This is a genomic window from Actinomycetospora succinea, assembly GCF_004363095.1.
Classification (GTDB): Bacteria; Actinomycetota; Actinomycetes; order Mycobacteriales; family Pseudonocardiaceae; genus Actinomycetospora; species Actinomycetospora succinea.
This window is the reverse complement of sequence record NZ_SNYO01000011.1, coordinates 76,751-88,749: the sequence shown is the minus strand read 5'-3', so window position 1 is coordinate 88,749 and position 11,999 is coordinate 76,751. Positions and strand designations below refer to the sequence as shown.

The following is an 11,999-nucleotide window of genomic DNA, read 5'->3' as shown; positions in this document are numbered from 1 at the left end:
GGCTCGCTGCTCCTAGGCGCGCGGACTCCCCGTTCGTAAGCTCGTGACCATGCCGCGCTACGAGTTCCGCTGCCGGACCTGCGCGTCGACGTTCGAGGTCGACCGGCCGATGGCGGCCGCGAGCGACCCCGCCGACTGCCCGTCCGGCCACGACGACACCGTCAAGCTGCTCACGACGGTCGGGCTCGGCGGCAAGGCCCGCACGGCGCAGCCCCCGGCGATGGCGCCCGCGGGCGGCGGCGGGGGCGGCTGCTGCGGCGGAGGGTGCTGCGGCTAGTCCTCGAGCGCGGCGAGCGCCTCGGCGTCGAGCACGAGGTCGCCGGCGGCGAGGTTCTCCGCGAGGTGGGCGACGCTGCGCGTCCCGGGGATCAGCAGCGTCTGCCCGCCGCGCGCCAGCACCCACGCCAGCCCGACCTGCGACGGCGTCGCGCCCAGCCGCTCGGCCACCGACACGACCGCGGGCAGGTCGGTGACCTTCGGCGTCCCCGGCCAGCCCCCGCCGAGCGGGAAGTACGGCACCCACGCGACGCCCTGCTCACGGCACAGGTCGAGCACCGGCTCGCTCGTGCGGTCGAGCAGCGAGTACGCGTTCTGGACGCACACGATCCCGGCCGGCAGGGCGTGGCGCAGCTGGTCGGCCGTGACGTGCGAGAGCCCGAGCGCGCCGATCTTGCCCTCGTCGCGCAGCGCGGTCATCGTCGCGAGCTGGTCGTCGAGGTCGACGAGCTGGTCGCCCTCGGCCACCAGCCCGGGCCGCATGTCGGTGCGGCGCAGGTTGACGACGTCGATGCACTCGGTGCCGAGGGTCCGCAGGCTCTCCTCGACCTCGGCGCGCAGCTCCTCGGGCCGCTGCGCGATGCGCAGGGGCAGTTCGCCGCCGGGGTTCGCGGTGGCGCCGACCTTGCTGACGATCACGAGGTGCTCGGGGTAGGGCGCGAGAGCGGCCCGGATGCGGCGGTCGACCGCGCCGAAGCCGTAGAAGCCGGCGGTGTCGACGTGGTCGACGCCGAGCTCGACCGCCCGGCGCAGTACGGCGACGGCGTCGTCGTCGGACTCGACCGCGTGCAGCTGCATGGCGCCGTAGCCGACGCGGGCCACCGACCGGCCGGCGAGCGTGGTGAGGCCGCCCGGGTGCGGCCGGGTGTCGGTGCTGGTCATGACGGCTCCCGTTCGGGGTGGCAGACTGGTGACGGAAGCGGAGGCACCTCCGCTCTCGGTCGACGCTACCACGGAAACGGAGGTTCCTCCGCTTCATGTCGGGACCCCGCCTGCGCGCCGACGCCCAGCGCAACCGCACCCGCCTGCTCGAGGTGGCCGGCGCCGCGTTCGCGGCGGGCGCCGACCCGGCCCTGGAGAAGATCGCGCGCGACGCCGGGGTCGGCATCGGCACCCTCTACCGGCACTTCCCGACCCGCGAGGCGCTCGTCGAGGCCGTCTACCGCCACGAGCTCGCCGCGGTCGGTGCGGGCGTCGACGTCCTGCTCGCCGAGCACGACGACGCGGCCGGGGCACTGCGCGCCTGGACCGACCGCTACGCGGACTTCGTCACCACCAAGCGCGGCATGGCGGGCACCCTCAAGGCGATGATCGCCGAGGGTGCGCTCGCGTCGGCGAACACCCGCGAGACGATCACCGGCGCGGTCGCGGCCCTGCTCGACGCCGGGGTCGCCGACGGCACCCTGCGCGCGGGCGCCGACGCCGACGACGTCGTCACCCTGCTCGTCGGCGCCTTCCTGGCCACCGACGGCACCGACGACCGCGCGCGCGTCGGGCGCCTGCTCGACCTCGTGGTGGCCGGCCTGCGCGCCTGACGACGGGCGCGCGGTCGGACACCACGGAGTAACCATGGCAGGCTCACGATCACGAGGTCAGCATCACGTGGTGTCACCAATCCGACTCGCGCCCGCCCTGAAAGGCGACCCAGGTCCCTGTTCTCCGGCAACTCCGTTGCGTACCGTCACGATCGCGGCGAGCTTTCCGGCAAGGCGCCCCGACCGTAGGACGCGCCACGTCCCCTCGTCGTCACACATCGTCACGTCTCTTCGGGAGACCCCATGTCCGTCGCCCCTGCACCCACGTCCCGACCGGAGCCCGACGTGTCGTGGCGCCGCCGGCTGATCACCGATCTCGAGATGTTCCTCGTCGTGCTGGCCATCGGGCTGCTCCTCGGGGTGCTCGCGGCGCTCCTCTGACGAGCACATCCCGGAATTGTCCGGAATTCTCGCCATCGGGACAGTCGATGCCCCATTCGGGGCAGCCCCTGGAGAATGGTCGCCGCACGCTGTTGTTAGCCTCTCGCGGTGCGCGTCACGGATGCGGCGATCGAGGGATGCGATTCGCCGTGTGCTTTCCCGGGGGTCCTGATCAATTCGTCCGGACAGGGACGGGATGATGTGATCGGGGGGCGTCGATGAACCTGCTCCGGCTCGCCGAGCGGCCCCTCGAACGTCACCCGCGCCGGCGCACGCCGCGGCCGGTCGTCACGGCGACCACCGCCGTCACCACCGTGCCGTCGGCCGAGCGCGACCCCGGCTTCGTCGCGCGCTGGCGCGACCTGGAGCGCCGGGCGCTCGAGCCCAACCCGTTCCTCGCCCCGCAGATGCTGCTCCCGGCCGCGCGCCACCTCGGCGCGCCGCCGTCGCTGCGCCTGGTCACCGCCGAGCAGGACGGCCGCACGGTCTTCCTGCTGCCCGTCGCCGACGCGACGCCGCACGCGATGGCCCCGGTGCCCCGCCCCGTCCCGCTGCGCCGGGCCGGCGTCGTCGGGTGCGTCGGGCTGCGGACCTGGCTGCACCCCTACTGCTTCCTCGGCACCCCCCTGGTCGACCCCGACGTCGACGTCGACCGCCTGTGGGACACCGTCCTCGGGGCGCTGCCCGCACTGCGGCCGACGCCGTGGCTGGATCTGCCGAAGATCCCCGCCGACGGGCCCGTCGGGCGGTCGCTGCGGCGGGCCGTCGCCACGCGGCCGACGCGGTGCACGTCGCTCGGCGACCGCTCGTTCGCCCGCCGGCGGCCGCAGCCGACCTACCTCGCCGAGTGGATGAGCAGCAAGGGCCGCTCCGAGCTCAACCGCAAGCGGCGTGTCCTGCAGCGCGGGCTCGGCGCCGACGTCGCCACCGTGGAGCAGGGCCGGGAGGACCCCGCGGGAGCGGTGGCCCGGTTCCTCGAGCTCGAGGCCGCCGGCTGGAAGGGGCGCGCCGGCACCGCCATGGCCGTCCGGCCGGGGCACGGCCGCTTCCTGCAGGAGATGGCGGACGGCTTCGCCGCCGACGGCCGCCTGCTGGGCTTCGCGCTCGAGGCCGGCCCGCGGGTCCTCGCGCGCAGCATCGCGATCACCGCGGGCGGCGGCGTGTTCGGGTTCAAGCGCGCGTTCGACGAGGAGTTCGCGCGCAGCTCGCCCGGCACGCTGCTCGACGTCGACCTCCTCGACTGGTTCCACGGGCAGCCGGACCTGCAGTGGATCGACACGTCGTCCGACCCGAGCCGCGCGGACACCGACATCTACGGTGACCACATGGAGCTGGCGACGACGGTGGTCGGCCTCGGCCGCACCGCACGGCACGTCCCGGCCCTGTTCGCGGCCGTCGACGCGGCCCGCGAGCGTCTGCGCCGGCACCGTCCGGCCGTCCGCCGTCGGATCGACCTGGTGCGCGCGCGACGCGCGAGGAGTGCGCAGTGAAGATCACGTGTATCGGTGGCGGCCCCGCCGGCCTGTACTCCGCGGTCCTGCTCGCGCAGCAGGGCCACGAGGTGACGGTCGCCGAGCGCAACCCCGCCGGCACCACCCACGGCTGGGGCGTCGTGTTCTGGGACCCGCTGCTCGCGTCACTGCGCGAGAGCGACCCGACCAGTGCGCAGCAGATCGCCGACGCCGCCTTCGTCTGGGACGGCCAGGACGTCGACGTCGAGGGGCGCGGGCGGATCGCCCGGCCCAGCGGCGGCTACAGCATCTCGCGCCAGCGGCTGCTCGACATCCTCACCGCCCGGGCGCAGGAGCTCGGCGTGCGCACGGAGTTCGAGCGGGAGATCGCGCCGGGGGACGAGGGCCCCGGAGATCTCACGGCCGACCTGGTGATCGCCGCCGACGGTGTGGGCAGCGCCCACCGCCGCGCCCACGCCGACGAGTTCGCGCCGACCGTCGACGTCGGCACCAACAAGTACGTCTGGCTGGCGACGACCAAGGTCTACCGCTCGTTCCTGTTCGCCTTCGTCCGCTCGTCGGCGGGCTGGCTGTGGTGCCACGCGTACGGCTACGACGACGACCACAGCACCTTCATCGTCGAGTGCTCCCCGGAGACGTGGCGCGGCCTGGGCCTCGACCGCCTCGGTGCCGAGGAGAGCCGGGAGGTGCTCGAGCGCCTCTTCGCCCGGCACCTCGACGGGCACCCGCTGATCGGCCTGCCCGGGAATCCCGACGAGCCGCTGCCGTGGCTGGAGTTCCGCACGCTGCGCTGTGAGCAGTGGTGGTCGGGGCGCACGGTGCTCGCCGGCGACGCCGCGCACACCACCCACTTCGCGATCGGCTCGGGCACCACGCTGGCCCTCGCCGACGCGATCGCGCTGGGCCGGGCCGTCGGGGAGGAACCGGACCTCGAGGCCGCCCTGAAGCGCTACCAGGCCGACCGGCAGGCGGCGCTGGTCCCGAGCCAGCGCGACGCCCGCAACAGCGCCCGCTGGCTCGAGGACCTCGAGCGCTACATCGACACCGACGTCGAGAGCTTCGCGACGCTGCTGCACCGCCGGTGCTCCTCGCTGCTGGCGCACCTGCCGCCGACGGTCTACGTCAAGGCGCGCGAGGTGGCCGAGCGCAGCGGGGCCGCGCGGCGCGTGTGGTCGCACGCGTCGGCGCTGCGGCGGTCGGCCCTGGTGCGCCGCGGGGGCTGACCGCCCGGGCAGGATGGCGGGCATGTTCGCCGTGACGGTCCGCGACCACATCATGATCGCCCACAGCTTCCGGGGCGCCGTCTTCGGACCGGCGCAGGCGCTGCACGGCGCGACGTTCGTCGTCGACGCGACGTTCCGGCGCGCCGAGCTCGACGCGGACAACATCGTCGTCGACATCGGCCTCGCGACCGAGCAGCTGCACGACGCGCTCGCCGACCTGACCTACACGAACCTCGACGACCACCCGGAGTTCGCCGGGGTGAACACGACGACGGAGTACCTCGCGCAGGTCGTGGCCCGTCGCCTCGCGGAGCGGGCGGGCGACGGGCGCCTCGGACCGCACGCCGACGGGCTCGCGGGCATCACCGTCACGCTGCACGAGTCCCACGTGGCGTCGGCGAGCTATGAGCTGACGCTCACGTGAGTGATCTGGGTCGCCCTGGCGACCCAGATCACTCACGTGCGAAGCATCAGTCGACGATCTGGACCTCGTCGCCCGGCTCGAGGGCGGCGAACACGGCCTTGGCGTCCTGGGTGTCGAGGCGCACGCAGCCGTGGGAGTTGCTGGCACGGCTCCCGGAGTGGAACGCCCGGCCCTCGTCGTCGAAGAAGATCGAGTAGGGCATCGAGGCGTCGTTGAACTCCTTGCTCACGTGGTAGCGCTCCTTGCGCTGCACCGCGAACGTCCCGGTCGGCGTGGGGTCGTCGGGGGAGCCGGACGTGATCGGCATCGGGTCGCCGGTGGCGCGGCCGTCGTCGGTGAGCCAGAGCTTCTTGCGGCTCAGGTCGACGCACACGTCGGCGGTGTCGTCGCACGGCGGCGCGCCCAGGCCCGGCGCGGACGGTGCCGCGGGCTCCGGCTGGGCAGGTGCCGCGCTCGCGAGGGGAGCGGCCACGACGGCGGCCGCGGAGGCGACGCCGAGGGGGACGAGCGCGGTCCGGGTGAGGGCCCGGGATGTGGCAGGGGAGCGGCGGTGTCGTCCCGCCATGGCACAGCCTCCTCGTCGTCGGGGTCGACGAAGGTCGGGTGGGGAGCACGGACGGCGTTCCCCCGCACGGTCGCACGCACACGTCGTGTCGCCGGAACGGGGGGAAGCCCTACCGCGAGATGTACCTACATTCCGTTAATGTAGGTACATCTGACGCCGTCCCGAGGAGCCCCCATGGCTCTGCCGACCGCACTCCCGCGCCGCGCGGTGATCGCTGCGCCCCTGCACCACCTGCTCGACCGCGGGCGTGACGCGGGGCCGGGCCTGCTGCTCGCGCTCGCCGTCGCGGCCGTGGCGACACCCCTGGGCCACCTCGTGCCGGTGGTGGGCGGGCCGGTGCTCGCGATCGTGCTCGGCGTGGGGGTCGGCGCGGTCGTGCGGCCGGGCGCGCGCCTGCGGCCCGGGCTCGCGGTGGCGTCGCGGCCCCTCCTGCAGGTCGCGATCGTGCTGCTCGGGGCGACGCTGTCGCTGCAGCAGGTCGCGACGGTCGGGCTCGGCTCGCTGCCGGTCATGCTCGGGACGCTCGCGGTCGCGCTGGGCGGGGCGTGGGTGCTCGGCCGGGCGCTGGGCGTGCGCGGGCACACCCAGGTGCTCATCGGCGTCGGCACCGGCATCTGCGGTGCCTCGGCGATCGCGGCCACCACGGCGGTGCTCCGCCCGCGCGACCACGAGGTCGCCTACGCCCTCGGCACGATCTTCGTCTTCAACGTCGTCGCGGTGCTCGCGTTCCCGCCGCTCGGGCACGCGCTCGGCATGGACGCGCAGTCCTTCGGGCTCTGGGCGGGCACGGCGGTCAACGACACGTCGTCGGTCCTGGCCGCGGCGTTCTCCTTCGGCGCCGACGCCGGGCCGTACGCGACGGTCGTGAAGCTGACCCGCACGCTGACGCTGGTGCCGATCGTGCTGGTCCTCGCGGTGTGGTCGGCGCGGCGGTCCGGGGGCGAGCAGGGCGAGAGGACAGCCCTGCCCTGGGCCAAGGTCGTGCCCTGGTTCCTCGTCGCGTTCGTCGCCGCCTCCGCGCTCGACACGCTCGGCGCGGTGCCCGCCACCTGGCACGGCGGGATCACGACGGCCGGCACATTCCTCATCACGACCGCGCTCGCGGGCATCGGCCTCGCGCTGCGCCCGGGCGACCTGCGCCGCGCCGGCGTGCGCCCGCTGCTGCTCGGCGCGGTGCTCTGGGTGCTCGTCGCGGCGTCGAGCCTCGGGCTGCAGGGGCTGACGGGGACGCTGTAACGAGGATCTCGCCGGACTCCGACCGCCGCGTCCCGTCTGCCCATTTCCGCAGGTCACCCGCTCACACAGCCCACCGGTGACGAGGCGCAGGATGGATCCTCGTGCGGAGATCGATGACGCTCGGGGCCCGCCTCCTGGCGATCGGGGTGGTCGGCGGGGTGCTCCTCGCGGGCCTGCTCTACCCCGTGGTCGGGGGGCTCGGTCAGCTCGCGGGGCAGGCCGTCAACGGCGTCGAGGCGACGACGCCCGGCGTGCTCGACGGGGAGATGCCCTCGGTCACGACGATCACCGACGACGCCGGCGCGCCCCTGGCGTACCTCTACGACCAGAACCGCCAGTCGGTCGCCTCGAACCAGATCTCGACGGCCATGAAGGCGGCCATCGTGGCGATCGAGGACCGGCGGTTCTTCGTCGAGTCCGGTCTCGACGCGCGCGGCGTGGTGCGGGCGCTCGTCAACAACTCGACCGGCGGCGCGACCCAGGGCGCCTCGACCCTCACCGAGCAGTACGTGAAGAACTACGACGAGTACGTGGCCGCGCAGACCCCCGCCGAGCAGCTCCGGGCCACCGCGCCGAACCTGGGGCGCAAGGTCCGCGAGGCCGAGGTGGCCGAGCAGCTCGACCACACCGTGCCGAAGGACCAGATCCTCACCTGGTACCTCAACGTGGTCTCGTTCGGGAACCAGGCGTTCGGCGTGCAGGCTGCCGCGCGGACCTACTTCGACACGACGGCCGACCGGCTCACCGTGCCCCAGGCCGCCCTGCTCGCGGGCATGGTGCAGAGCCCGGCCGCGTACGACCCGGTCCGCCACCCGGGCGCCGCGACGGGCCGGCGCAACGTGGTGATCGATCAGATGGCCCAGCAGGGCGACATCACCCCGGCCCAGGCCGCGGAGGCCACCGCCGCCCCGCTCGGCCTCGACCAGCCCCTGCACGGGCTCACCGAGGGCTGCATCGGCGCGGGCGACGCCGGGTTCTTCTGCTCCTACGTGCTCGACTACCTCGGGCGGGCCGGGATCGACGCCGACGAGCTGCGCCGCGGCGGCTACACCGTGCGCACGACGATGAACCGCGCCGCGATGGACCAGGCCAAGGCCGCCGTCGACGCCGAGGTCCCGCCGACCCAGCCGCACGTCGCCGACGTCCTGTCGGTCGTGGCGCCGGGTGCGGACAGCCACCGGGTCACCGCGATGGCCGCCAATCGCGGCTACGGGCTGGACGCCGCCCAGCGCCAGACCACCTACGACCTGCCCGGGACGCCCGAGAACCTCGGCGCCGGGTCGGTCTACAAGATCTTCACGTCGTCCGCGTACCTCGCGCAGGGCGGCGGGGTCGACAACGTCATCCCGGTGCCCGGCAACGGCTACGCGTCCCCGCTGACCCCGGGCTTCGTCGTCTCCAACGACGGCGACTACCCGCCACAGATGACCCTGCAGGACGCGCTGGCGCAGTCGCCGAACACCGCGTTCGTCAAGCTCGAGGAGACCACCGGCATCGCGCCCGTGGTCGACATGGCGGTCAAGCTGGGCCTGCGGTCGCTGGCCGAGGCGCCCGGTCCGGGGCAGCAGTCGATCGCCGACGAGGTGAAGAACCAGCACCAGGCGTCGTTCACGCTCGGCCCGACGCCGACGAGCTCGCTCGAGCTCGCCAACGTCGGCGCCACGCTGGCGAGTCACGGGATGTGGTGCCCGCCGAACCCGGTCCAGTCGGTGACCGACCCGGCCGGGCAGACGGTGCCGGTGAACAACGCGGCCTGCGAGCAGGTCGTGCCCGGCCCCCTGGCGGACACCGAGATGACCGGGCTGTCGAAGGACGACCAGCCCGGCGGCACCTCGGTCGCCGCCGCGACCGCCGCCGGCTGGAACCGCCCCACCGCCGCCAAGACCGGCACCACCCAGACTTCCGAGTCCGGCGCCTTCGTCGCGGCGACGCCGTCGCTCGCGGCCGCGGCGATCACGTTCGACGACTCGTCGACCCCCCGCCCGATCTGCACCGGGAGCCCACCCACGACCTGCGGCACCGGGAACCTCTTCGGCGGGACCACGCCGGCGCAGACCTGGTACCGCGCCATGACGCCGATCCTCGGGTCGACCCCGGTGCAGCCGCTGCCCGCCCCCGACCCGCGGTTCCTCACCGGTGGGCGCCTCACGACGATCCCGGCGGTGATCGGCGACCCCGTCGACCAGGCGACGAGCGAGCTCCGGGACGCCGGGTTCGTGGTGGCCACGGCGACGGCCGACAGCCGCGCGCCGGCGGGCACGGTGATCGGCGAGAACCCGCTCGGCGGCGGCGTCGAGGGTCAGACGATCACGGTGACGACCTCCACCGGCCGCCTGGGCCCACCCCCGCGCGCCCCCGGTACGTGAGTGCTCTCCGGCCCTATAGAGCCGGAAAGTGCTCACGAGGAGCAGGTCGCGAGGGCGTCGACGAGGCGGTCAATGTCGTCGTCGGTGACGTGCAGGTGCGGCGCGACGCGCAGGGCGTCGCCGCGCACCGACGCGTAGACGCCGGCCGCGGCGAGCGCCCCCAGGACCCCGCCCCGCGCCGACTCCGGCAGGCGCAGGCCCAGCACGTGCGGGCCGACGTCCTCGGGGCGTCCCGCGTCGAGACCGAGGTCGGCGGTCCGGCGGCGGACCGCGCCGGTCGTCGTCGCGAGGGAGGCCGCGATCCGCTCGACGCCCCAGGCCGTGATCTGCTCGAGCGCCGCGATCGCCATCGGCACCAGCTCGAACTGGCTGCGCTCGCCGACGTCGAAGCGGCGGGTGCCGGGCTGGTAGGTGTCGCGGTAGTCGACGAGCCGGGCGAAGTCCTCGGAGCCCTCGCGCAGGATCCAGTTCTGCTCGATGGGCGCGCCGTCGCGATGCTCGGGGGCGAGGTACAGGTAGCCCAGCCCGAAGGGTCCGAGGAGCCACTTGTAGCCGACGGTGACCACGGCGTCGGGGTGCAGGGCGCCGACGTCGAACGGCATCGCGCCGATGGCCTGGCTGCCGTCGATCACCAGGCGGGCGCCGACCTCGCGGGTGCGGGCGGCGACGGCCTCGAGGTCGACGCGGGCGCCGTCGGTCCAGTGCACCGGGGGCACGGACACCACGTCCACACGCTCGTCGAGCGCGGCCAGCACGGCGTCGGTCCAGGTGCCGCCGGGGTTGCGCCCCACGGTCAGGAGGTCGGCCCCGGCGGCGCGCCAGGTGTAGATGCCCGACGGGTACTCCTCGGCCAGCACGAGCACGCGGTCGCCGGGCCGGACGTCGAGCACCCGGGCCGTCACCGCGAAGCCGTAGCTCGTCGACGGCACGAGGGCGATCCCCTCCGCGTCGGCGCCGACGAGGGCGCCCGCCAGCGCGCGGAGGCGCTCGACGTCGGTGAACCAGTCGGCGGCGCCGATCGTCCACGGCTGCCCGCGGCGGTCGAGCGCGGCGACCCCGGCGGCCCGGACGGTGTGGAGCTGCGGCGACAGGTTGGCGGTGTTGAAGTACGCGACGTCCTCGGGCACGGCGAACGCGGCCCGTCCGGTCGGCGCGAGCGAGTCGGTGGTCACCCGGTGCAGCGTGGACCAGTCCGCGGCTCGGCGGTATGCCCTCGGGTCCGTGCGCACTTTCCGGCCCCATAGTGCCGGAAAGTGCTCACATAGGACCGGCGATGTCCCGCACGTGGTGGACGCCCTCGTGGGCGGCCTGGCGCAGGAGCCAGCGGGCGGTGCGCTCCTCGTGCGGGAGCCGGGTGACGGTCCGGTCCCAGTCGGCGTCGCCGAACCGCGCCACCTCGTCGAGCAGCCCGGGCGTCACGACGTCGAGCTGGTCGAGGACGGCGTCGACGTCGTGGTCGTCGTACCGGAAGCGGCGCGCCCGCAGGTCGTTGAACATCGGCTCGAGGGCCGGGCGGTCCTCGGTGCGGGCGCGGTGCAGGCGGATCGTGAACGTCATCGCGACGTCGCGCAGGTGGCAGACGTACTCCGCGACCGACCAGACGCCGTCGGCCGGGCGCCCGTGCCGGTGCTCGACCGCGGCCACCGCGGCCCGCGCCCGCGCCGGCACCGCGGCGAGGATCTCGCACGCCTCGGCGACCGACAGCTCGGCGTAGCGGAGCCCGCAGCACTCGTGGTCCTCGGCGGCGAGCGGCGGGAGCGTCACGAGGACGCCACCCCGAGCTGGAACCCGCGCGCGGAGAAGCTCGCGTCGAGGGCGAAGCGGTCCCCGCGCACCACCGTCTGGCGCCACTCCAGCGGCCGCCCGCCGGCGAACCCGGTGCGCTCGATGACGAACACCGCGGTGCGCGGCGGGCACTCCAGCAGCCGGCACTCGCCGCCCGAGGGCACCTGGGCCGCGATGCGCTCGTGCCCGGACTCGAGGCGGGTGCCGGTGCGGTCGGCGAGCTCGCCGTAGAGCGAGGTGTGGGTGAAGTCGGCGTCGAGCAGCGGCGCCGCCACGGACGCCGGCAGCCACACGCGGTCGAGGGCGAGCGGGGCCTCGTCGGCGCGGCGCAGGCGCTCGAGGTGCAGCAGCGGCGTCGACTCCTCGAGGCCCAGGCGCGCGGCGACCACCCCGTCGGCGCGCACGTCGAGCACCCGCACCTCGCTGCGCTGCGTCATCCCGGCCGCCTCGACGGACGCGAACAGGCTGTACAGCGTGCCCACGGGCTGCTCGATCTCGGCGCGCCGGACCCGCGGCGCGCGCCCCCGCTCGGCGGTGACCAGCCCCTCCGTGCGCAGCCCGCGCAGGGCCTGCCGGACGGTGTTGCGGCTGACCTCGTACTCGGTGACCAGCGCGTTCTCGCCGGGGAACACGGCGTCGAACTCGCCGCGGGACAGGCGGGCGCGCAGGTCATCCTGGACCTGTGACCAGAGAGGGACCGGGCTCTGCCGGTCGACCGGAGCCGCGCGCACGGGAC

13 protein-coding genes are annotated in these 11,999 nt (G+C 74.6%); 8 read left to right on the top strand and 5 right to left on the bottom strand.

Annotated elements, in window-relative coordinates; all coding sequences use genetic code 11:
- Positions 1 to 49 precede the first annotated feature (49 nt).
- Positions 50 to 277: an FmdB family zinc ribbon protein gene (locus tag EV188_RS26740; RefSeq protein WP_133829388.1), complete on the top strand. Its 228-nt coding sequence runs from the start codon at positions 50 to 52 to the stop codon at positions 275 to 277.
- Here the strand turns inward: EV188_RS26740 and EV188_RS26735 are convergent.
- Positions 274 to 1,158 (bottom strand): aldo/keto reductase, encoded by an 885-nt coding sequence (locus EV188_RS26735; protein ID WP_133829387.1) that lies wholly within the window; start codon positions 1,156 to 1,158, stop codon positions 274 to 276. The genes EV188_RS26740 and EV188_RS26735 overlap by 4 nt on opposite strands.
- Before the next feature lie 95 nt (positions 1,159 to 1,253).
- Here EV188_RS26735 and EV188_RS26730 point away from each other — a divergent pair, with 95 nt between their 5' ends.
- The 5 genes from EV188_RS26730 to EV188_RS26715 all read left to right on the top strand — a co-directional run bounded on the left by EV188_RS26730 (position 1,254) and on the right by EV188_RS26715 (position 5,311).
- The gene (locus tag EV188_RS26730; RefSeq protein WP_133829386.1) at positions 1,254 to 1,811 is read left to right on the top strand and encodes a TetR/AcrR family transcriptional regulator; all 558 of its coding nucleotides are present in this window, start codon (positions 1,254 to 1,256) and stop codon (positions 1,809 to 1,811) included.
- Between the two features lie 243 nt (positions 1,812 to 2,054).
- Complete coding sequence (locus tag EV188_RS31985; protein ID WP_166660107.1) at positions 2,055 to 2,192, top strand: hypothetical protein; 138 nt, start codon at positions 2,055 to 2,057, stop codon at positions 2,190 to 2,192.
- A gap of 218 nt (positions 2,193 to 2,410) precedes the next feature.
- Positions 2,411 to 3,682 (top strand): GNAT family N-acetyltransferase, encoded by a 1,272-nt coding sequence (locus EV188_RS26725; protein ID WP_133829385.1) that lies wholly within the window; start codon positions 2,411 to 2,413, stop codon positions 3,680 to 3,682.
- Positions 3,679 to 4,887 carry an FAD-dependent monooxygenase gene (locus EV188_RS26720; protein WP_133829384.1) on the top strand — a complete coding sequence of 403 codons (1,209 nt, stop codon included), beginning with the start codon at positions 3,679 to 3,681 and terminating at the stop codon, positions 4,885 to 4,887. The genes EV188_RS26725 and EV188_RS26720 overlap by 4 nt, the downstream gene beginning before the upstream one ends.
- A 22-nt stretch (positions 4,888 to 4,909) precedes the next feature.
- Positions 4,910 to 5,311 (top strand): 6-pyruvoyl trahydropterin synthase family protein, encoded by a 402-nt coding sequence (locus tag EV188_RS26715; RefSeq protein ID WP_133829383.1) that lies wholly within the window; start codon positions 4,910 to 4,912, stop codon positions 5,309 to 5,311.
- Between the two features lie 46 nt (positions 5,312 to 5,357).
- Here the strand turns inward: EV188_RS26715 and EV188_RS26710 are convergent, their stop codons facing one another.
- Positions 5,358 to 5,876, bottom strand: coding sequence for a L,D-transpeptidase (locus EV188_RS26710; RefSeq protein ID WP_133829382.1), 519 nt, complete (start codon positions 5,874 to 5,876; stop codon positions 5,358 to 5,360).
- A gap of 174 nt (positions 5,877 to 6,050) precedes the next feature.
- Here EV188_RS26710 and EV188_RS26705 point away from each other — a divergent pair, with 174 nt between their 5' ends.
- Both EV188_RS26705 and EV188_RS26700 read left to right on the top strand, forming a co-directional pair.
- Positions 6,051 to 7,112, top strand: coding sequence for a YeiH family protein (locus EV188_RS26705; RefSeq protein WP_133829381.1), 1,062 nt, complete (start codon positions 6,051 to 6,053; stop codon positions 7,110 to 7,112).
- A 113-nt stretch (positions 7,113 to 7,225) separates the two neighbouring features.
- Positions 7,226 to 9,478 (top strand): transglycosylase domain-containing protein, encoded by a 2,253-nt coding sequence (locus EV188_RS26700; RefSeq protein WP_133829380.1) that lies wholly within the window; start codon positions 7,226 to 7,228, stop codon positions 9,476 to 9,478.
- Between the two features lie 32 nt (positions 9,479 to 9,510).
- Here EV188_RS26700 and EV188_RS26695 read toward each other — a convergent pair whose 3' ends face one another.
- The 3 genes from EV188_RS26695 to EV188_RS26685 form a co-directional block, all read right to left on the bottom strand.
- On the bottom strand, positions 9,511 to 10,650 hold the full coding sequence (locus tag EV188_RS26695; RefSeq protein WP_133829379.1) for an aminotransferase class V-fold PLP-dependent enzyme: 1,140 nt from the start codon (positions 10,648 to 10,650) through the stop codon (positions 9,511 to 9,513).
- A gap of 85 nt (positions 10,651 to 10,735) precedes the next feature.
- Positions 10,736 to 11,242, bottom strand: a complete 507-nt coding sequence (locus tag EV188_RS26690; RefSeq protein ID WP_133829378.1) for a DinB family protein — start codon at positions 11,240 to 11,242, stop codon at positions 10,736 to 10,738.
- Complete coding sequence (locus EV188_RS26685; protein ID WP_133829377.1) at positions 11,239 to 11,994, bottom strand: GntR family transcriptional regulator; 756 nt, start codon at positions 11,992 to 11,994, stop codon at positions 11,239 to 11,241. The genes EV188_RS26690 and EV188_RS26685 overlap by 4 nt, the downstream gene beginning before the upstream one ends.
- Between the last annotated feature and the right edge of the window lie 5 nt (positions 11,995 to 11,999).

What these genes read in the sequence shown, in the direction of transcription:
- EV188_RS26710 (WP_133829382.1), bottom strand. Translation starts at nt 5,876, where the DNA reads ATGGCGGGACGACACCGCCGCTCCCCTGCCACATCCCGGGCCCTCACC.
- EV188_RS26715 (WP_133829383.1), top strand. Translation starts at nt 4,910, where the DNA reads ATGTTCGCCGTGACGGTCCGCGACCACATCATGATCGCCCACAGCTTC.
- EV188_RS31985 (WP_166660107.1), top strand. Translation starts at nt 2,055, where the DNA reads ATGTCCGTCGCCCCTGCACCCACGTCCCGACCGGAGCCCGACGTGTCG.
- EV188_RS26735 (WP_133829387.1), bottom strand. Translation starts at nt 1,158, where the DNA reads ATGACCAGCACCGACACCCGGCCGCACCCGGGCGGCCTCACCACGCTC.
- EV188_RS26705 (WP_133829381.1), top strand. Translation starts at nt 6,051, where the DNA reads ATGGCTCTGCCGACCGCACTCCCGCGCCGCGCGGTGATCGCTGCGCCC.
- EV188_RS26700 (WP_133829380.1), top strand. Translation starts at nt 7,226, where the DNA reads ATGACGCTCGGGGCCCGCCTCCTGGCGATCGGGGTGGTCGGCGGGGTG.
- EV188_RS26730 (WP_133829386.1), top strand. Translation starts at nt 1,254, where the DNA reads ATGTCGGGACCCCGCCTGCGCGCCGACGCCCAGCGCAACCGCACCCGC.
- EV188_RS26740 (WP_133829388.1), top strand. Translation starts at nt 50, where the DNA reads ATGCCGCGCTACGAGTTCCGCTGCCGGACCTGCGCGTCGACGTTCGAG.
- EV188_RS26725 (WP_133829385.1), top strand. Translation starts at nt 2,411, where the DNA reads ATGAACCTGCTCCGGCTCGCCGAGCGGCCCCTCGAACGTCACCCGCGC.